Annotated in this window: 31 protein-coding genes; 1 reads left to right on the top strand and 30 read right to left on the bottom strand. The window is 57.0% G+C overall.

Annotated elements, in window-relative coordinates; all coding sequences use genetic code 11:
• Positions 1-21 precede the first annotated feature (21 nt).
• Positions 22-2,856, top strand: coding sequence for an excinuclease ABC subunit UvrA (gene uvrA, locus AC3WLP_RS15835; protein WP_060538760.1), 2,835 nt, complete (start codon positions 22-24; stop codon positions 2,854-2,856).
• 72 nt (positions 2,857-2,928) lie between these two features.
• Here uvrA and bfr read toward each other — a convergent pair whose 3' ends face one another.
• The 30 genes from bfr to rpsJ all read right to left on the bottom strand — a co-directional run bounded on the left by bfr (position 2,929) and on the right by rpsJ (position 18,856).
• On the bottom strand, positions 2,929-3,393 hold the full coding sequence (gene bfr, locus AC3WLP_RS15830) for a bacterioferritin (protein WP_003255449.1): 465 nt from the start codon (positions 3,391-3,393) through the stop codon (positions 2,929-2,931).
• 163 nt (positions 3,394-3,556) lie between these two features.
• Complete coding sequence (locus AC3WLP_RS15825; protein ID WP_088513612.1) at positions 3,557-4,996, bottom strand: catalase; 1,440 nt, start codon at positions 4,994-4,996, stop codon at positions 3,557-3,559.
• A gap of 172 nt (positions 4,997-5,168) precedes the next feature.
• Positions 5,169-5,555 carry a 50S ribosomal protein L17 gene (rplQ, locus tag AC3WLP_RS15820; protein ID WP_003255451.1) on the bottom strand — a complete coding sequence of 129 codons (387 nt, stop codon included), beginning with the start codon at positions 5,553-5,555 and terminating at the stop codon, positions 5,169-5,171.
• A 42-nt stretch (positions 5,556-5,597) separates the two neighbouring features.
• A complete protein-coding gene (locus tag AC3WLP_RS15815; protein ID WP_003255452.1) occupies positions 5,598-6,599 on the bottom strand; it encodes a DNA-directed RNA polymerase subunit alpha in 1,002 nt (333 codons plus the stop codon).
• Between the two features lie 22 nt (positions 6,600-6,621).
• Complete coding sequence (rpsD, locus tag AC3WLP_RS15810) at positions 6,622-7,242, bottom strand: 30S ribosomal protein S4 (RefSeq protein ID WP_003255453.1); 621 nt, start codon at positions 7,240-7,242, stop codon at positions 6,622-6,624.
• 15 nt (positions 7,243-7,257) lie between these two features.
• A complete protein-coding gene (rpsK, locus tag AC3WLP_RS15805; RefSeq protein ID WP_003255454.1) occupies positions 7,258-7,647 on the bottom strand; it encodes a 30S ribosomal protein S11 in 390 nt (129 codons plus the stop codon).
• An 18-nt stretch (positions 7,648-7,665) separates the two neighbouring features.
• Positions 7,666-8,022 (bottom strand): 30S ribosomal protein S13, encoded by a 357-nt coding sequence (rpsM, locus tag AC3WLP_RS15800; RefSeq protein ID WP_003255457.1) that lies wholly within the window; start codon positions 8,020-8,022, stop codon positions 7,666-7,668.
• Between the two features lie 131 nt (positions 8,023-8,153).
• The gene (gene rpmJ / locus AC3WLP_RS15795) at positions 8,154-8,270 is read right to left on the bottom strand and encodes a 50S ribosomal protein L36 (RefSeq protein WP_002555468.1); all 117 of its coding nucleotides are present in this window, start codon (positions 8,268-8,270) and stop codon (positions 8,154-8,156) included.
• Positions 8,271-8,298: 28 nt separating this feature from the next.
• Positions 8,299-9,630: a preprotein translocase subunit SecY gene (secY, locus tag AC3WLP_RS15790; RefSeq protein ID WP_003255459.1), complete on the bottom strand. Its 1,332-nt coding sequence runs from the start codon at positions 9,628-9,630 to the stop codon at positions 8,299-8,301.
• Positions 9,631-10,065 carry a 50S ribosomal protein L15 gene (gene rplO / locus AC3WLP_RS15785; RefSeq protein ID WP_003255461.1) on the bottom strand — a complete coding sequence of 145 codons (435 nt, stop codon included), beginning with the start codon at positions 10,063-10,065 and terminating at the stop codon, positions 9,631-9,633.
• Positions 10,066-10,068: 3 nt separating this feature from the next.
• Positions 10,069-10,245, bottom strand: coding sequence for a 50S ribosomal protein L30 (rpmD, locus tag AC3WLP_RS15780; protein ID WP_003255463.1), 177 nt, complete (start codon positions 10,243-10,245; stop codon positions 10,069-10,071).
• A gap of 2 nt (positions 10,246-10,247) precedes the next feature.
• Positions 10,248-10,748 (bottom strand): 30S ribosomal protein S5, encoded by a 501-nt coding sequence (rpsE, locus tag AC3WLP_RS15775; protein WP_003255465.1) that lies wholly within the window; start codon positions 10,746-10,748, stop codon positions 10,248-10,250.
• A gap of 3 nt (positions 10,749-10,751) precedes the next feature.
• Positions 10,752-11,102 (bottom strand): 50S ribosomal protein L18, encoded by a 351-nt coding sequence (gene rplR, locus AC3WLP_RS15770; protein WP_003255467.1) that lies wholly within the window; start codon positions 11,100-11,102, stop codon positions 10,752-10,754.
• A 10-nt stretch (positions 11,103-11,112) separates the two neighbouring features.
• Positions 11,113-11,646: a 50S ribosomal protein L6 gene (gene rplF / locus AC3WLP_RS15765; protein WP_003255469.1), complete on the bottom strand. Its 534-nt coding sequence runs from the start codon at positions 11,644-11,646 to the stop codon at positions 11,113-11,115.
• 12 nt (positions 11,647-11,658) lie between these two features.
• Positions 11,659-12,051 (bottom strand): 30S ribosomal protein S8, encoded by a 393-nt coding sequence (rpsH, locus tag AC3WLP_RS15760; protein WP_003255471.1) that lies wholly within the window; start codon positions 12,049-12,051, stop codon positions 11,659-11,661.
• A gap of 208 nt (positions 12,052-12,259) precedes the next feature.
• Complete coding sequence (gene rpsN / locus AC3WLP_RS15755; protein ID WP_003255472.1) at positions 12,260-12,565, bottom strand: 30S ribosomal protein S14; 306 nt, start codon at positions 12,563-12,565, stop codon at positions 12,260-12,262.
• 13 nt (positions 12,566-12,578) lie between these two features.
• On the bottom strand, positions 12,579-13,118 hold the full coding sequence (rplE, locus tag AC3WLP_RS15750) for a 50S ribosomal protein L5 (RefSeq protein WP_003255474.1): 540 nt from the start codon (positions 13,116-13,118) through the stop codon (positions 12,579-12,581).
• Positions 13,119-13,138: 20 nt separating this feature from the next.
• On the bottom strand, positions 13,139-13,453 hold the full coding sequence (rplX, locus tag AC3WLP_RS15745; protein WP_003255476.1) for a 50S ribosomal protein L24: 315 nt from the start codon (positions 13,451-13,453) through the stop codon (positions 13,139-13,141).
• Positions 13,454-13,464: 11 nt separating this feature from the next.
• The gene (rplN, locus tag AC3WLP_RS15740; RefSeq protein WP_002555479.1) at positions 13,465-13,833 is read right to left on the bottom strand and encodes a 50S ribosomal protein L14; all 369 of its coding nucleotides are present in this window, start codon (positions 13,831-13,833) and stop codon (positions 13,465-13,467) included.
• Positions 13,834-13,856: 23 nt separating this feature from the next.
• A complete protein-coding gene (rpsQ, locus tag AC3WLP_RS15735; RefSeq protein ID WP_003255478.1) occupies positions 13,857-14,123 on the bottom strand; it encodes a 30S ribosomal protein S17 in 267 nt (88 codons plus the stop codon).
• A gap of 2 nt (positions 14,124-14,125) precedes the next feature.
• The gene (rpmC, locus tag AC3WLP_RS15730) at positions 14,126-14,317 is read right to left on the bottom strand and encodes a 50S ribosomal protein L29 (RefSeq protein WP_002555481.1); all 192 of its coding nucleotides are present in this window, start codon (positions 14,315-14,317) and stop codon (positions 14,126-14,128) included.
• The gene (rplP, locus tag AC3WLP_RS15725; protein WP_003255479.1) at positions 14,317-14,730 is read right to left on the bottom strand and encodes a 50S ribosomal protein L16; all 414 of its coding nucleotides are present in this window, start codon (positions 14,728-14,730) and stop codon (positions 14,317-14,319) included. Before rplP ends, rpmC begins: the two co-directional genes overlap by 1 nt.
• 12 nt (positions 14,731-14,742) lie before the next feature.
• A complete protein-coding gene (gene rpsC / locus AC3WLP_RS15720) occupies positions 14,743-15,429 on the bottom strand; it encodes a 30S ribosomal protein S3 (RefSeq protein ID WP_003255481.1) in 687 nt (228 codons plus the stop codon).
• A gap of 13 nt (positions 15,430-15,442) precedes the next feature.
• On the bottom strand, positions 15,443-15,775 hold the full coding sequence (gene rplV / locus AC3WLP_RS15715; protein ID WP_003103908.1) for a 50S ribosomal protein L22: 333 nt from the start codon (positions 15,773-15,775) through the stop codon (positions 15,443-15,445).
• 11 nt (positions 15,776-15,786) lie between these two features.
• On the bottom strand, positions 15,787-16,062 hold the full coding sequence (rpsS, locus tag AC3WLP_RS15710; RefSeq protein ID WP_003255482.1) for a 30S ribosomal protein S19: 276 nt from the start codon (positions 16,060-16,062) through the stop codon (positions 15,787-15,789).
• A gap of 16 nt (positions 16,063-16,078) precedes the next feature.
• Complete coding sequence (gene rplB, locus AC3WLP_RS15705; protein ID WP_003255483.1) at positions 16,079-16,903, bottom strand: 50S ribosomal protein L2; 825 nt, start codon at positions 16,901-16,903, stop codon at positions 16,079-16,081.
• Between the two features lie 14 nt (positions 16,904-16,917).
• On the bottom strand, positions 16,918-17,217 hold the full coding sequence (rplW, locus tag AC3WLP_RS15700; RefSeq protein ID WP_003255484.1) for a 50S ribosomal protein L23: 300 nt from the start codon (positions 17,215-17,217) through the stop codon (positions 16,918-16,920).
• The gene (gene rplD, locus AC3WLP_RS15695) at positions 17,214-17,816 is read right to left on the bottom strand and encodes a 50S ribosomal protein L4 (RefSeq protein WP_003255485.1); all 603 of its coding nucleotides are present in this window, start codon (positions 17,814-17,816) and stop codon (positions 17,214-17,216) included. The genes rplW and rplD overlap by 4 nt, the downstream gene beginning before the upstream one ends.
• 12 nt (positions 17,817-17,828) lie before the next feature.
• Entirely contained in the window at positions 17,829-18,464 is a 636-nt protein-coding gene (rplC, locus tag AC3WLP_RS15690) for a 50S ribosomal protein L3 (protein ID WP_003255486.1), read from the bottom strand.
• An 80-nt stretch (positions 18,465-18,544) separates the two neighbouring features.
• A complete protein-coding gene (gene rpsJ / locus AC3WLP_RS15685) occupies positions 18,545-18,856 on the bottom strand; it encodes a 30S ribosomal protein S10 (RefSeq protein ID WP_003186070.1) in 312 nt (103 codons plus the stop codon).
• Between the last annotated feature and the right edge of the window lie 42 nt (positions 18,857-18,898).

Here is an 18,898-nt window from a genome sequence, read left to right as displayed (position 1 = left end):
TGCCCGCCAAGCGAGGCCGCAGTGGACAAGATCCTGATTCGTGGGGCACGTACCCACAACCTGAAGAACATCGACCTGACCCTGCCCCGGGACAAGTTGATCGTGATCACCGGCCTGTCCGGTTCCGGCAAGTCGTCCCTGGCGTTCGATACCTTGTACGCCGAAGGCCAGCGCCGCTACGTGGAATCGCTGTCGGCCTACGCCCGGCAGTTCCTGTCGATGATGGAAAAGCCCGACGTCGACACCATCGAAGGCCTGTCGCCGGCGATTTCCATCGAGCAGAAGTCGACCTCGCACAACCCGCGCTCCACGGTCGGCACCATCACCGAAATCTACGACTATCTGCGCCTGTTGTACGCCCGCGTCGGTACTCCACGCTGCCCGGACCACGATATCCCGCTGGAGGCGCAAACGATCAGCCAGATGGTCGACCTGGTGCTGGAGCGCCCGGAAGGCAGCAAGCTGATGCTGCTCGCGCCGGTGGTGCGCGAGCGCAAGGGCGAGCACCTGGCGGTGTTTGACGAGCTTCGCGCCCAGGGCTTCGTGCGGGCCAGGGTCAACGGCAAGCTCTACGAACTCGATGAATTGCCCAAGCTGGACAAACAGAAGAAGCACAGCATCGATGTGGTGGTGGACCGCTTCAAAGTCCGCGCCGACCTGCAACAGCGCCTGGCCGAATCGTTCGAAACCGCGTTGAAGCTGGCCGACGGTATTGCCCTGGTGGCACCGATGGACGACGAACAAGGCGAAGAGACGATCTTCTCCGCGCGCTTCGCCTGTCCGGTGTGCGGCCACGCAATCAGCGAGCTGGAACCGAAGCTGTTTTCCTTCAACAACCCGGCGGGCGCTTGCCCGACTTGCGACGGCCTGGGGGTCAAGCAGTTCTTCGACACCAAACGCTTGGTCAACACGGAACTGACCTTGGCCGAAGGCGCGATCCGCGGCTGGGACCGGCGTAACGTGTACTACTTCCAGATGCTCGGTTCGTTGGCTGCGCACTATGGCTTCAGCCTGGAGGAGCCTTTCGGCGAGCTGTCAGCCGAACACCAGAAAGTGATCCTGCAGGGCAGCGGCAAGCAGAGTGTCGATTTCAAGTACCTCAACGACCGAGGCGATATCGTCAAGCGATCGCACCCGTTCGAAGGCATTGTGCCGAACCTTGAGCGCCGCTACCGTGAAACCGAATCGGCCACAGTGCGTGAAGAACTGGCCAAATTCCTTGGTACGCAACCGTGCCCGGATTGCCGGGGTACGCGCCTGCGCCGCGAGGCGCGCCATGTGTGGGTGGGCGAGAAAACCCTGCCGGCGGTAACCAATTTGCCGATTGGTGAAGCCAGCAACTACTTTGGTCAACTGACCCTCACCGGCCGCCGTGGCGAAATCGCGGCAAAAATCCTCAAGGAAATCTGCGAACGACTTCAGTTCCTGGTCAATGTCGGCCTCGACTACCTGACCCTGGATCGTAGCGCCGACACCCTGTCCGGCGGTGAAGCGCAACGTATCCGACTCGCCAGCCAGATCGGCGCCGGTCTGGTGGGGGTGATGTACATCCTCGATGAACCGTCCATCGGCCTTCATCAACGCGACAACGACCGCCTGTTGGCCACCCTCAACCATTTGCGCGACCTGGGCAACACGGTGATCGTGGTGGAACACGACGAGGACGCCATTCGGCTGGCCGACTACGTGGTCGATATCGGCCCAGGCGCCGGTGTTCACGGTGGGCAGATCGTCGCCGAGGGCTCGCCCCAGGAGGTCATGAACCATCCCGATTCGCTGACTGGCAAGTACCTGTCCGGGCGCAAGAAGATCGTCGTGCCGGCCAAGCGCACGCCGCGCAACAAGAAGCTGCAGCTCAAGCTCAAAGGCGCGCGTGGCAACAACCTGCAGAACGTCGACCTGGAAGTACCGATCGGCCTGCTGACCTGCGTGACTGGTGTATCCGGCTCGGGCAAATCGACGCTGATCAACAACACCCTTTTCCCCTTGGCCGCCACGGCACTCAATGGCGCAAGCAGTCTGGAAGCCGCACCGCACAGCAGCATGGACGGCCTGCAGCACCTGGACAAGGTGGTGGATATCGACCAGAGCCCGATCGGCCGCACACCACGCTCCAACCCGGCGACCTACACCGGCATCTTCACGCCGATCCGCGAGCTGTTCTCCGGTGTACCGGAGTCACGCTCGCGGGGTTATGGTCCGGGGCGTTTCTCATTCAACGTCAAGGGGGGCCGTTGCGAGGCCTGCCAGGGCGATGGCCTGATCAAGGTGGAAATGCACTTCCTGCCGGACATCTACGTGCCGTGTGACGTGTGCAAGAGCAAGCGCTACAACCGCGAAACCTTGGAGATCAAGTACAAGGGCAAGAACATCCACGAGGTGCTGGAAATGACCATCGAGGATGCCCGAGAGTTCTTCGATGCGGTGCCGGCGCTGGCGCGCAAGCTGCAAACGTTGATGGATGTGGGCCTGTCGTACATCAAACTGGGGCAATCAGCGACCACGTTGTCCGGCGGTGAGGCGCAGCGGGTGAAGCTGTCGCGCGAATTGTCCAAGCGCGATACCGGCAAGACCTTGTACATCCTCGACGAACCTACTACCGGTCTGCACTTTGCCGATATCCAGCAACTGCTGGATGTGTTGCATCGCCTGCGCGACCACGGCAATACCGTGGTGGTGATCGAGCATAACCTGGATGTGATCAAGACTGCCGACTGGCTGGTTGACCTGGGGCCTGAGGGCGGCTCCAAGGGTGGGCAGATCATTGCCTGCGGTACGCCAGAAGAGCTGAGCGAGATGAAGCAGTCATATACCGGCCATTACCTGAAACCATTGCTGGAGCGGGATCGGGCCTAAGTGTTGCCAGCGCAATGAAAAAGCCCCTGGTACCGAGGGTGCCAGGGGCTTTTACTTGAGCCTGTGGGTAACTTACATCTGCGACTGCAGGTAGTTTTCCAGCCCAATGGCCTTGATCAGGCCCTGCTGCTTCTCAAGCCAGTAGGTGTGATCTTCTTCGGTGTCGGCCAGCTGCGCACGCAGGATGTCACGACTGACGTAGTCCTTGTGCAGTTCGCATAGCTCGATGCCTTTACAAAGCGCACCGCGCACCTTGTATTCGAGCTTGAGGTCTGCCTCGATCATTTCCGGCACGGTGCTACCGACCTCCAGGTCATCCGCACGCATGTCAGGGGTCCCTTCGAGCATGAGGATACGACGCATCAGGGCATCGGCGTGCTGCGTCTCTTCCTCCATCTCGTGGTTGATGCGCTCGTAGAGCTTGGACAGGCCCCAGTCTTCGTACATGCGCGAATGAATGAAGTACTGGTCGCGTGCCGCCAGTTCGCCCTTCAGCAGCGTGACGAGATAGTTGATTACATCCGGGTGGCCTTGCATCGCCCTGATTCTCCATGTGAAAACGTCTATGCCACATAGTGTGAACCAGCTTTTGCCTATGGTCACTGAAAAACGCGCAATCAGACGCAAAAAATCGGTTAAACAGTAGTGATATTCATTGAAAAACCGCCCAAATGAGGGCGGTTCTTCTTATCACTTCGACTTAGGCGAGATTGATGCCCAAAGCCTTCGCAATCCCTTCGCCATAGGCCGGATCCGCCTTGAAGAAGTACTGTAGCTGACGCTGAATCACGTCTTCGCTGACACCGGCCATGGCACCGGCGATGTTGCTGATCAGCAGGGCTTTCTGCTCATCGCTCATCAAACGGAACAAGGCGCCAGCATGGCTGAAGTAGTCGGTGTCCTCGCGGTGATCGTAGCGATCAGCCGCACCATTCATTGCCAATGCTGGCTCAGCATGACGTGGCGACTGTTTCGGGGCATCGCTGTAGCTGTTTGGCTCGTAGTTCGGTGCACTACCGTAACTGCCGGTGGCCATCGAGCCGTCGCGCTGATAGCTGTTGACCGGGCAACGTGGCGCGTTGACTGGCAATTGCTGGTGGTTGGTGCCCACGCGATAGCGGTGCGCGTCGGCGTAGGCGAATACACGGCCTTGCAGCATGCGGTCCGGTGAAAGACCGACGCCGGGCACCATATTGCTCGGGCCGAACGCGGCCTGCTCGACCTCTGCAAAATAGTTGAGTGGGTTACGGTTGAGCTCCAGCACACCCACCTCGATGAGCGGATAATCCTTCTGCGACCAGGTTTTGGTCACGTCGAATGGGTTCTCGTCGCGGCTGGCAGCCTCGGCTTCGCTCATCACCTGAATGCAGACAGTCCAGCGCGGGTAGTCGCCACGCCCAATGGCCTCGAAGAGGTCGCGCTGAGCGTAATCCGGGTCGGTACCTGCCAGGCGTGCAGCGTCTGCCGGGGTGAGGTTCTTGATGCCTTGTTGGGTCTTGAAGTGCCACTTGACCCAAGTGCGTTCGCCCTTTGCATTGATCAGGCTGTAGGTGTGGCTGCCGAAGCCATGCATGTGACGGTAGCCGTCCGGAATGCCACGGTCGGAAAACAGGATGGTGACCTGATGCAGCGCTTCTGGGGAGTGCGACCAGAAATCCCACATCATCTGAGCGTTCTTCAGGTTGGACTGCGGGTGGCGTTTCTGGGTGTGGATAAAGTCCGGGAATTTCAGTGGATCGCGAATGAAGAACACTGGCGTGTTGTTACCGACGATGTCCCAGTTGCCTTCCTCGGTGTAGAACTTCACCGCGAAGCCACGCGGGTCACGCTCGGTATCTGCAGAGCCGCGCTCGCCACCAACGGTGGAGAAACGCAAGAAAGTCTCGGTTTGTTTACCGACCTCTTCGAACAGCTTGGCGCTGGTATAGCCGGTGATATCGTGAGTAACGGTAAAGTTACCGTAGGCGCCCGAGCCTTTGGCATGGACGCGGCGCTCAGGAATGTTCTCGCGATTGAAATGGGCGAGCTTCTCGATCAGGTGGAAGTCGTCGAGCAACAGCGGACCGCGCGGGCCGGCGGAGCGGGAGTTCTGGTTGTCGGCTACAGGTGCACCGCTGGCGGTGGTGAGAATCTTGCTCATGGGCTCTCCTTTTCGGTCTTCAAGGGCCGGCTAATCGGCTGTAGAGAGAGTATTGACGAGCAAGATTAAAGGGACAAATTCATTACATGACTTACATCAATAGAAATAAACAATAGATGTAAAAACAAAAAACCGGGCACTAGGCCCGGTTTTCTGTAGCAGACAGAACGTCTTACTCAGCAGCTTCTACAGCACCGCCGACCGGACGATCAACCAGCTCGACGTACGCCATAGGCGCGTTGTCGCCAGCGCGGAAACCGCACTTCAGGATGCGCAGGTAGCCGCCCTGACGGGTGGCGTAACGCTTGCCCAGGTCGTTGAACAGTTTGCCAACAGCGGACTTCGAACGGGTACGGTCGAAGGCCAGACGACGGTTAGCAACGCTGTCTTCCTTGGCCAGGGTGATCAGCGGCTCGGCAACGCGGCGCAGTTCCTTGGCTTTCGGCAGGGTGGTTTTGATCAGCTCGTGCTCGATCAGCGACACTGCCATGTTCTGGAACATAGCCTTGCGGTGAGAGCTGGTGCGGCTCAGGTGACGTCCACTTTTACGATGACGCATGATTCATTCCTTACCAAACACTACGTTCGGTGATTACGACGATCAGGCGGTCGCCTTGTCGTCTTTCTTAAGACTTGCAGGCGGCCAGTTGTCGAGGCGCATGCCGAGAGACAGACCACGAGAGGCCAGAACGTCCTTGATTTCAGTCAGGGACTTCTTACCCAGGTTAGGAGTCTTCAACAGCTCTACTTCGGTACGCTGAATCAGGTCGCCGATGTAGTAGATGTTCTCCGCCTTGAGGCAGTTGGCCGAACGTACAGTCAGTTCCAGGTCGTCAACCGGACGCAGCAGGATCGGATCGATCTCGTCTTCCTGCTCGACTACGACAGGCTCGCTGTCACCTTTGAGGTCGACGAACGCGGCCAACTGCTGTTGCAGAATGGTCGCAGCGCGGCGGATAGCCTCTTCAGGATCCAGGGTGCCGTTGGTTTCCAGATCAATGACCAGTTTGTCCAGGTTGGTACGCTGTTCAACACGGGCGTTCTCGACCACATAGGCGATACGACGCACCGGGCTGAAGGAGGCGTCCAACTGCAGACGGCCAATGCTACGGCTTTCGTCTTCGTCGGTTTGACGGGAGTCGGCCGGCTCGTAACCACGACCACGAGCTACAGTGAGCTTCATGTTCAGAGCGCCGTTCGACGCCAGGTTCGCGATTACGTGATCGGGGTTGACGATCTCGACATCGTGATCCAGCTGAATATCGGCAGCGGTAACCACCCCCGAACCCTTTTTCGACAAGGTCAGCGTAACTTCGTCACGACCATGCAGTTTGATAGCGAGACCTTTCAGGTTCAACAGGATTTCAATTACGTCTTCCTGAACACCTTCGATCGCGGAGTACTCATGGAGTACGCCATCGATCTCGGCCTCGACTACTGCACAGCCAGGCATGGAGGACAACAGGATGCGGCGCAGCGCGTTGCCCAGGGTATGGCCGAAACCACGCTCGAGAGGCTCGAGCGTAATTTTGGCGCGGGTCGGACTGACTACCTGCACATCAATGTGGCGGGGAGTCAGGAACTCATTTACCGAAATCTGCATGGATGCACCTATTTTCTAGCCCTTACTTGGAGTAGAGCTCGACAATCAGGTTTTCGTTGATGTCGGCAGACAGGTCGCTGCGAGCAGGAACGTTCTTGAAAACGCCCGACTTTTTAGCAGCATCCACATCAACCCACTCAACGCGGCCACGCTGGGCGCACAGTTCAAGGGCTTGAACAATGCGCAACTGGCCCAGCGATTTCTCGCGGACTGCGACCACGTCACCCGGACGAACTTGGTAGGATGGAATGTTTACAGTCTTACCGTTGACGCTGATCGCTTTGTGCGAAACCAGCTGACGGGACTCGGAACGAGTCGAGCCGAAGCCCATACGGTAAACGACGTTATCCAGACGGCACTCGAGCAGTTGCAGCAGGTTCTCACCGGTTGCGCCTTTTTTCGAGGCAGCAGCTTGGTAGTAACCGCGGAACTGACGCTCCAGAACACCGTAGATACGACGGACTTTTTGTTTCTCACGCAGCTGGGTGCCGTAGTCGGACTGACGGCCACGGCGCTGGCCGTGGATACCTGGGGCTGCTTCGATATTGCACTTCGATTCCAGAGCGCGAACGCCGCTCTTCAGGAACAGATCGGTGCCTTCACGACGAGACAGTTTGCATTTTGGACCAATGTAACGTGCCATTCTTCTGTCTCCTGATTACACGCGACGCTTCTTCGGCGGACGGCACCCGTTGTGCGGGATTGGCGTCACGTCGGTGATGCTGGCGATCTTGTAGCCGCAGCTGTTCAATGCACGAACGGCGGACTCACGACCTGGACCTGGACCCTTGACGTTAACGTCGAGGTTCTTCAGACCGTATTCCAGCGCAGCTTGACCAGCACGCTCAGCAGCGATCTGAGCTGCGAACGGGGTGGATTTGCGCGAACCACGGAAACCCGAACCACCGGAGGTCGCCCAGGACAAAGCATTGCCCTGACGGTCGGTGATGGTCACGATGGTGTTGTTGAAAGAAGCATGGATGTGGGCGATGCCATCAACCACTGTCTTTTTGACTTTCTTACGAGGACGAGCAGCAGGTTTTGCCATGTCTATATTCCTGGGCGATTACTTGCGGATCGGCTTACGCGGGCCCTTACGGGTGCGTGCGTTGGTCTTGGTGCGCTGACCGCGAACCGGCAGACCTTTACGATGACGCAGGCCGCGGTAGCAACCCAGGTCCATCAAGCGCTTGATCTTCATGTTGATGTCACGACGCAGGTCACCTTCGGTGGTGAACTTCGCGACTTCGCCACGCAGGGTTTCGATTTGCTCGTCGCTCAGATCCTTGATCTTAGCGGCTGGGTTTACACCAGCGTCTGCACAAATCTTCTGTGCAGTTGTGCGACCGACACCATAGATGTAGGTCAGCGAGATAACAGTATGCTTGTTATCTGGAATGTTGACGCCTGCAATACGGGCCATTCAGTGGGACTCCAATTGACAGCTACCTACGCCCCGGAAGCCAAGAAATAGGGCGCGAGATAATATCGCTGTAGAAACGAATAATCAACCCAGCAGCACACTAGCTGCTGGGTTTGAAGCGCAGATCACACTCAGCCTTGGCGCTGTTTGTGACGCGGTTCCGCGCTGCAGATCACTCGTACGACGCCTTCGCGACGGATGATCTTGCAGTTACGGCACAGCTTTTTCACCGATGCACGAACTTTCATTACCGACTCCTCGAACCTTAGGGGCGTATCAGCGCAGCAAACCGCTGCCACCGTAGCCTTTCAGGTTGGCTTTCTTCATCAGGGATTCGTACTGGTGCGAAACGAGGTGCGATTGTACTTGGGACATGAAGTCCATCACAACCACTACCACAATCAGCAACGAGGTCCCGCCAAGGTAGAACGGCACATTTGCTGCCACCACCAGGAACTGGGGCAGAAGGCAGACGGCCATCATGTAAAGAGCACCGAACATGGTCAAACGGGTCAGAACGCCATCAATGTAGCGCGCCGACTGCTCACCAGGACGGATACCCGGAATAAAGGCACCGGACTTCTTCAGGTTTTCCGCTACGTCTTTCGGGTTGAACATCAACGCTGTGTAGAAGAAGCAGAAGAAAATGATCCCTGCACTAAACAGCAGAATGTTCAACGGCTGACCAGGAGCGATCGACTGCGAGATGTCCTGCAGCCAGCCCATACCTTCGGACTGACCAAACCAGGCACCCAGCGAAGCCGGGAACAGCAAAATGCTGCTCGCGAAAATGGCCGGGATAACCCCCGCCATGTTCACCTTCAGCGGCAAGTGGCTAGTCTGCGCAGCGAAGACCTTGCGGCCCTGCTGACGCTTGGCGTAATGAACGGCGATACGACGCTGACCACGCTCAATGAACACCACAAAACCGATAATCGCTACTGCCAGCAAACCGATGGCGACCAAGGCGAAAATGTTGATATCGCCTGTGCGTGCAGACTCGAAAGACTGCCCGATTGCTCTCGGAAGACCGGCAACGATACCTGCGAAGATCAACATCGAGATACCGTTGCCCACACCGCGCTCGGTGATCTGCTCGCCCAGCCACATCATGAACATCGCGCCTGCCACGAAAGTGGAAACAGCGACGACGTGGAAGCCCAGGCCTGCAGAAAACGCCACGCCCTGGTTGGCCAGGCCAATGGACATGCCAATGGCTTGGACCAGTGCCAGGATAACGGTGCCGTAGCGGGTGTACTGGCTGATCTTGCGACGGCCAGCTTCACCTTCCTTCTTCAACTGCTCCAGTTGCGGGCTGACCGCCGTCATCAACTGCATGATGATCGATGCCGAGATGTACGGCATGATCCCCAGTGCAAAGATGCTCATGCGCTCGAGCGCGCCACCGGAAAACATGTTGAACAAGCTAAGAATGGTCCCCTCATTCTGCCGAAACAGATCCGCCAGACGGTCCGGATTGATGCCGGGAACCGGGATATGCGCACCTATCCGATAGACGATGATCGCCATGAACAGAAAGCGCAGACGAGCCCAGAGTTCCGACATCCCGCCCTTACCGAGCGAAGAGAGAGCACCTTGCTTAGCCATTTATTCCTCGAATTTGCCGCCAGCTGCTTCGATAGCCGCACGCGCACCCTTGGTGGCTGCGATACCCTTGATGGTGACTGCGCGAGTAACTTCGCCAGACAGCATGATTTTCACACGCTGAATGTGCTGGTTGATCACGTTGGCATCCTTCAGGGATTGCACGGAGATCACGTCGCCTTCCACTTTGGCCAGCTCGGACAGACGCACTTCAGCGCGGTCCATGGCTTTCAGGGAAACGAAGCCGAACTTCGGCAGGCGACGGTGCAGCGGCTGTTGACCGCCTTCGAAGCCAGGAGCGATCGAACCACCCGAACGGGAAGTCTGACCTTTGTGGCCACGGCCGCCGGTCTTACCCAGACCGCTACCGATACCACGACCTGGACGATGCTTCTCGCGACGGGAACCCGGCGCTGGACTCAGATCATTGAGTTTCATCGATTAGCCCTCGACCTTCAGCATGTAGTAAGCCTTGTTGATCATCCCGCGGTTCTCGGGAGTATCCTGGACTTCTACAGTGTGACCGATGCGACGCAGACCCAGGCCTTTAACACACAGCTTGTGGTTAGGCAGACGGCCCGAGACGCTCTTGATCAGCGTTACTTTTACGGTTGCCATGATCAGAAGATCTCCTCGACGCTCTTGCCACGCTTGGCGGCAATGGATTCAGGAGATTGCATGGCTTTCAGACCCTTGAAGGTGGCGTAAACCACGTTCACTGGGTTGGTCGAACCGTAGCACTTGGCCAGAACGTTCTGAACACCAGCAACTTCCAGGACAGCACGCATTGCGCCACCGGCGATGATACCGGTACCTTCCGAGGCAGGCTGCATGTAAACCTTCGAGGCGCCGTGGGCAGCCTTGGTGGCGTACTGCAGGGTGGTGCCCTTCAGGTCAACCTGGATCATGTTGCGGCGAGCAGCTTCCATGGCTTTCTGGATCGCGGCTGGTACTTCGCGCGACTTGCCACGGCCGAAGCCAACACGACCTTTACCATCACCAACCACGGTCAGCGCGGTGAAGGTGAAGATACGGCCGCCTTTTACGGTTTTGGCAACGCGGTTAACTTGAACCAGCTTCTCGATGTAGCCTTCGTCGCGCTTTTGATCGTTATTTGCCATAACTTAGAACTCCAGCCCGCCTTCACGAGCAGCATCAGCCAGCGCTTTGACGCGGCCATGGTACTTGAAGCCGGAACGGTCAAAGGCAACTTGAGATACACCGGCGGCTTTCGCACGCTCAGCTACCAGCTTGCCAACCTTAGTGGCCGCGTCGATGTTGCCAGTGGCGCCATCACGCAGGTCTTTGTCCAAGGTCGAGGCGCTTGCCAGAACCTTGCTGCCGTCGGCCGAAATGACCTGGGCGTAGATGTGCTGCGAGGAGCGGAACACGCACAGGCGCACGACTTCGAGTTCGTGCATCTTGAGACGTGCTTTGCGAGCGCGACGCAGTCGAATAACTTTTTTGTCGGTCATTTACTAGGCCCTACTTCTTCTTGGCTTCTTTACGACGGACTACTTCGTCCGCGTAACGCACACCTTTACCTTTGTAAGGCTCTGGCGGACGGAAGTCGCGGATTTCAGCGGCCACCTGACCTACCAGCTGCTTGTCGATACCCTTGATCAGGATGTCGGTCTGGCTAGGTGTTTCAGCGGTGATACCGGCTGGCAGTTCGTAGTCCACTGGGTGAGAGAAGCCCAGGGCCAGGTTCAGGACGGTGCCTTTAGCCTGTGCCTTGTAACCAACACCGACCAGCTGGAGCTTGCGCTCGAAGCCTTGGCTTACGCCTTGGACCATGTTGTTGACCAGAGCGCGGGTGGTACCGGCCATGGCACGAGCTTGCTGGTCACCATTGCGAGCGACGAAACGCAGCTCACCAGACTCTTCGGTAACTTCAACAGACGAGTGAACGTTCAGTTCGAGAGTACCTTTGGCACCCTTCACCGAAAGCTGCTGACCGGCGAATTTGACTTCGACACCGGATGGCAGCTTAACGGGGTTCTTAGCGACGCGAGACATGTCTATCCCCCCTTAGAACACTGTGCACAGAACTTCGCCGCCGACACCGGCAGCGCGCGCAGCGCGATCAGTCATCACACCTTTGTTGGTGGAGACGATAGACACGCCCAGACCGCCACGTACTTTCGGCAGATCGGTGACGGCCTTGTACTGGCGCAGGCCTGGACGGCTGGAGCGCTTCAGTTCCTCGATGACCGGACGGCCTTCGAAGTACTTCAGTTCGATCGACAGGGAAGGCTTGGCCTCACCAGTTACCTGGTAGCCAGCGATGTAACCTTCGTCCTTCAGAACTTTGGCAACCGCGACCTTCAGGGTAGAGGAAGGCATGCTTACGACGGACTTTTCAGCCATCTGGGCATTACGGATGCGAGTTAGCATGTCCGCTAACGGGTCCTGCATACTCATGGGCTAGATGCTCCTGATACAAGAATTATTAGCCTTGCGGCTATGACAACCACCCGAACGGTTTGGGCAAAAACCCAGGCTCAGGTGAGCCGGTCATTCTAGACACAAGGCAGAAACGAAACAAGCCCCATATAGGGGCTTGTTTGTTGGCAAGGTCACCGGCGGTCGGAAGATTGCTCCCCTTCCACCCGCGCCTTGCCTGCAGCGATTACCAGGAGGCCTTGACCAGGCCTGGTACGTCACCGCGCATTGCAGCTTGACGCAGCATGTTACGGCCCAGGCCGAACTTACGGTATACACCGTGAGGACGACCGGTCAGGCGGCAACGGTTGCGCAGGCGCGAGGCGCTAGCGTCGCGTGGCTGCTTCTGCAGAGCGACAACGGCAGCGAAACGCTCTTCTGGAGAGGCGTTCAGGTTGACGATGGTCGCTTTCAGCTCAGCACGCTTCTTGGCGAACTTTGCTACCGTGAGCTGACGCTTCAGCTCGCGGTTTTTCATGCTCTTCTTGGCCATTTTCCTACTCCAATCAGTTGCGGAACGGGAACTTGAAAGCACGCAGCAGAGCGCGGCCTTCGTCGTCCGAACGAGCAGTGGTGGTCAGGGTGATGTCCAAACCGCGCAGAGCATCGATCTTGTCGTAGTCGATTTCCGGGAAGATGATCTGCTCTTTCACGCCCATGCTGTAGTTGCCACGACCATCGAAGGACTTGGCATTCAGGCCGCGGAAGTCGCGAACCCGAGGCAGGGAGATCGCCAGCAGGCGGTCCAGGAATTCGTACATCTTGTCGCTACGCAGGGTCACCTTGACGCCGATCGGCCAGCCTTCGCGGACTTTGAAGCCAGCGATGGATTTGCGAGCGAAAGTCACGACCGGCTTTTGACCGGTGATCTTTTCCAGGTCGGCAACAGCGTGCTCGATGACTTTCTTGTCGCCGATCGCTTCGCCCAGACCCATGTTCAGGGTGATCTTGGTAACGCGCGGAACTTCCATCACGTTCGACAGCTTAAGTTCTTCCTTAAGCTTAGGAGCGATTTCGTTCCGGTAAATCTCTTTCAGTCGTGCCATGGTCTTCTACCTAGCAGTGTTCAAGCATCAACCGCTTTTTGGGTCGACTTGAAGACACGAATTTTTTTACCGTCTTCTACTTTGAAACCAACGCGGTCAGCCTTGTTGGTTTCACCGTTGAAGATGGCAACGTTGGAAGCGTGCAGAGGCGCTTCTTTCTCGACGATACCGCCCTGTACGCCCGCCATCGGGTTAGGCTTGGTATGACGCTTGACCAGGTTCACGCCACCGATAACCAGACGGTCATCAGCCAGAACCTTCAGCACCTTACCGCGCTTACCTTTGTCTTTGCCGGCGATCACGATGATCTCGTCGTCACGACGAATCTTTTGCATGTCGGATCTCCTTACAGCACTTCAGGGGCGAGCGAGACGATCTTCATGAACTTCTCAGTACGAAGTTCACGGGTCACTGGCCCGAAGATGCGAGTGCCGATCGGCTCTTGCTTGTTGTTCAGCAGAACAGCAGCGTTGCCGTCGAAACGAATGATGGAACCGTCAGCGCGACGAACACCATGACGGGTACGTACGACGACTGCGGTCATCACCTGGCCTTTTTTGACCTTACCGCGCGGAATTGCTTCCTTGACGGTTACTTTGATGATGTCACCGATACCGGCGTAACGGCGGTGCGAACCGCCGAGTACCTTGATGCACATGACGCGACGAGCGCCGCTGTTATCGGCCACATCGAGCATGGATTGAGTCTGAATCATAAAATTTCTCCGACCCCTAGCCCTTAGACTTCAACAGCGCGTTCGAGGACTTCAACCAGTGCCCAGGACTTGGTCTTGGCCAGCGGACGGGTTTCACGGATGGAAACCTTGTCGCCGATCTTGCACTGGTTGGCTTCGTCGTGCGCGTGCAGCTTAGTCGAACGCTTAACGTATTTACCGTAGATCGGGTGCTTTACGCGACGCTCGATCAGAACGGTGATGGTCTTGTCCATTTTGTCGCTGACGACACGGCCAGTCAGCGTACGGACGGTTTTTTCAGCTTCAGCCATGATCACTTACCTGCCTGCTGGTTGAGCACAGTTTTCACGCGAGCGATGTCACGCTTAACTTGCGAGAGCAGGTGCGACTGCCCCAACTGGCCAGTTGCTTTCTGCATACGCAGATTGAACTGGTCGCGCAGCAAGCCGAGCAGTTGCTCGTTCAGTTGCTGTGCCGATTTTTCACGAAGTTCATTCGCTTTCATCACATCACCGTCCGCTTAACAAAGGAGGTGGCGAGAGGCAGCTTTGCAGCAGCCAGGGCGAAAGCTTCGCGCGCCAGCTCTTCAGAAACACCCTCGATCTCGTACAGGACTTTGCCTGGCTGAATCTGGGCAACCCAGTATTCCACGGAGCCCTTACCTTTACCCATACGAACCTCAAGAGGTTTTTTGGAGATCGGCTTGTCCGGGAACACACGGATCCAGATCTTACCGCCACGCTTAACGTGACGGGTCAGCGCACGACGTGCGGACTCGATCTGGCGAGCGGTGAGGCGACCGCGAGCAACAGCTTTCAGGGCGAATTCGCCGAAGCTGACTTTGCTACCGCGCAGTGCCAGACCACGGTTGTGGCCAGTCATCTGCTTGCGGAATTTTGTACGCTTTGGTTGCAACATTTGGCGTACCCCTTACTTAGCAGCTTTTTTACGAGGCGCTGGTGCTTGTGGTTTCAGTTCTTCTTGGCGACCACCAATAACTTCGCCTTTGAAGATCCAAACCTTCACACCGATCACACCGTAAGTGGTGTGAGCTTCGTAGGTGTTGTAGTCGATATCGGCACGCAGGGTGTGCAGAGGCACACGACCTTCGCGATACCACTCGGTACGAGCAATCTCAGCACCGCCGAGACGACCGCTCACCTGGATCTTGATGCCCTTGGCACCAATACGCATGGCGTTCTGTACCGCGCGCTTCATGGCGCGACGGAACATTACACGGCGTTCCAGCTGCTGAGCTACGCTCTGCGCAACCAGCATAGCGTCGAGTTCCGGCTTGCGGATCTCTTCGATGTTGATGTGCACAGGCACACCCATCTGCTTGGTCAGGTCCTGACGCAGCTTCTCGACATCTTCACCTTTCTTACCGATAACGATACCGGGACGAGCGGTGTGGATGGTGATGCGTGCAGTTTGAGCCGGACGATGAATATCGATACGGCTTACGGACGCGCTTTTTAGTTTGTCTTGGAGGTACTCACGCGTTTTCAGATCCTTCAACAGGTAATCTGCGTAAGTAGCACCGTCTGCGTACCAGACGGAGGTGTGCTCCTTGACGATTCCCAGGCGAATGCCAGTGGGATGTACTTTCTGACCCATCTGATCGACTCCGTTACTTGTCCGCAACCTTGACAGTGATATGGCAAGACCGCTTGACGATGCGATCAGCACGGCCTTTGGCACGTGGCATGATGCGCTTCAGCGAACGCCCTTCGTTGACGAAGACGGTGGAGACCTTCAGGTCATCAACGTCTGCGCCTTCGTTGTGTTCGGCGTTGGCTACGGCCGACTCGAGGACTTTCTTCATGATTTCAGCGGCTTTTTTGCTGCTGAAGGCCAACAGGTTGAGCGCTTCGCCCACCTTCTTCCCGCGGATCTGGTCGGCGACCAAGCGGGCTTTCTGGGCGGAGATGCGAGCGCCCGACAACTTAGCGGCTACTTCCATTTCCTTACCCCTTAACGCTTGGCTTTCTTGTCAGCCACGTGCCCGCGATAGGTGCGGGTACCGGCGAACTCGCCCAGTTTGTGGCCGACCATGTCTTCGTTCACGAGAACTGGAACATGCTGGCGACCGTTGTGAACCGCGATGGTCAGACCGACCATTTGTGGCAGGATCATCGAACGGCGCGACCAGGTTTTAACTGGCTTGCGATCGTTCTTCTCCACCGCCACTTCGACCTTCTTCAACAGGTGAAGATCGATAAAAGGACCTTTTTTCAGAGAACGTGGCACTGTCGTATCCCTCTAGTTACTTGCGACGACGGACGATCATGTTGTCGGTACGCTTATTACCACGGGTTTTAGCACCCTTGGTTGGGAAGCCCCATGGCGATACCGGATGACGACCACCGGAGGTACGACCTTCACCACCACCGTGTGGGTGGTCAACCGGGTTCATGGCAACACCACGAACGGTTGGGCGAACGCCGCGCCAGCGTTTGGCACCAGCTTTACCCAGCGAACGCAGGCTGTGCTCGGAGTTCGAGACTTCGCCCAGGGTCGCACGGCACTCAGCCAGGACTTTACGCATTTCACCAGAGCGCAGACGCAGGGTCACGTAGACACCTTCGCGAGCGATCAGCTGAGCCGAAGCACCAGCGGAACGAGCGATCTGAGCACCTTTACCCGGCTTCAGTTCGATGCCGTGAATGGTGCTACCTACTGGAATGTTGCGCAGCTGCAGGGAGTTACCGGCCTTGATTGGGGCCAGGGCACCTGCGATCAGCTGGTCGCCAGCGCTCACGCCTTTAGGCGCGATGATGTAGCGACGCTCACCGTCTGCGTAGCACAGCAGGGCGATGTGAGCAGTACGGTTTGGATCGTATTCGATACGCTCGACAGTGGCTGGAATGCCATCTTTGTCGTTGCGACGGAAGTCGACCAGACGGTAATGCTGCTTGTGACCACCACCAACGTGACGAGTGGTAATGCGGCCATTGTTGTTACGACCACCAGACTTCGATTTTTTCTCGATCAGCGGTGCGTGAGGAGCGCCTTTGTGCAGCTCCTTGTTGACCACCTTGACCACGAAACGGCGGCCAGGGGAAGTCGGTTTGCATTTAACGATTGCCATGATGCACCCCTTCCTTACTCAGCACTGCTGCTGAAATCGAGATCTTGGCCTGGCTGAAGGGAGACGATCGCCTTCTTCCAGTCATTACGCTTGCCCAGACCACGTGCGGTACGCTTGGTTTTACCCAGAACGTTAACAGTCGACACGTTTTCAACTTTTACGTTGAACAGGCCTTCGACAGCTTTCTTGATTTCCAGCTTGGTTGCATCAGTAGCAACCTTGAATACGAACTGGCCTTTTTTCTCAGCCAGAACGGTAGCCTTCTCGGAAACGTGCGGGCCAAGGAGGACTTTGAATACGCGTTCCTGGTTCATCCCAGCAGCTCCTCGAATTTCTTCACGGCCGAGACAGTGATCAACACTTTCTCGTATGCGATCAGACTGACCGGGTCGGAACCTTGTACGTCACGTACATCGACGTGCGGCAGGTTACGAGCAGCCAGGTACAGGTTCTGATCAACAGCGTCGGAAACGATCAACACGTCGCTCAGACCCATGCCGTTCAGCTTGTTCAGCAGATCTTTGGTTTTCGGTGCTTCAACAGCGAAGTCCTGAACCACGACCAGACGGTCGCTACGCACCAGCTCAGCGAGGATGGAGCGCAGAGCTGCGCGATACATCTTCTTGTTGAGCTTTTGCGAGTGATCTTGAGGGCGAGCTGCGAAGGTTACACCACCGCCACGCCAGATCGGACCACGAGTGGTACCAGCACGAGCACGGCCAGTACCCTTCTGACGCCATGGGCGCTTACCGCCACCAGCCACGTCGGAACGGGTCTTCTGCTGCTTGGTACCCTGACGGCCGCCAGCCATGTAGGCCACGACTGCTTGGTGAACCAGCGTCTCGTTGAATTCGCCACCGAAAGTCAGTTCGGAAACTTCGATCGCCTGAGCGTCATTTACATTAAGTTGCATGTCAGTTTCCCCTTAACCGCGAGCCTTGACAGCTGGACGTACAACCACGTCGCCGCCAGTAGCGCCAGGTACGGCACCCTTGATCAGCAGCAGGTTGCGTTCAGCGTCTACGCGAACTACTTCCAGGGACTGAACAGTCACGCGCTCGGCGCCCATGTGACCGGACATTTTCTTGCCCTTGAACACACGACCAGGAGTCTGGCACTGGCCGATGGAACCAGGAACACGGTGCGACACGGAGTTACCGTGGGTGTTGTCCTGACCACGGAAGTTCCAGCGCTTGATGGTACCGGCGAAGCCTTTACCTTTGGACTGACCAGTAACGTCAACCAGCTGGCCTGCAGTGAAGAGTTCAGCTTTGATCAGATCGCCAGCCTGGAAATCGCCTTCTTCAAGACGGAACTCCCAAACACCGCGACCAGCGGCAACGTTGGCCTTGGCGAAGTGGCCTGCCTGAGCGGCAGTCACACGCGAAGCACGACGCTCGCCGACAGTGACTTGCACTGCACGGTAGCCATCGGTTTCTTCAGTTTTGAACTGGGTGACGCGATTCGGCTCGATCTCAATGACCGTGACCGGAATGGAGACACCTTCTTCGGTGAAAATGCGGGTCATACCGCACTTGCGACCGATTACACCAATAGTCATGTTGTAAACCTCATGAGTGTACGGGGCTTTCACCCGCTATGGCCGCCCATTTCAGAGCGTTACACGACTAGACCGAAGTCTTAGCCGAGGCTGATCTGTACTTCCACACCTGCCGCCAGATCAAGCTTCATCAGCGCGTCAACGGTTTTATCCGTTGGCTGGACGATGTCCAGAACACGCTTATGAGTGCGAATCTCGTACTGGTCACGCGCGTCTTTGTTGACGTGCGGGGAAACCAGAACGGTGAAACGCTCTTTGCGGGTAGGCAGTGGAATTGGACCACGCACTTGTGCACCAGTACGTTTCGCGGTTTCCACGATTTCCTGGGTGGATTGGTCGATCAGGCGATGGTCGAAAGCCTTCAACCTGATACGGATTTGCTGATTTTGCATTGGATTTCAGACTCCAGGCTGTTCCCAACGGACGCACTACGC

This window comes from Pseudomonas sp. FW305-E2 (assembly GCF_058782925.1).
This window is presented reverse-complemented; position numbering and strand designations above follow the sequence as displayed.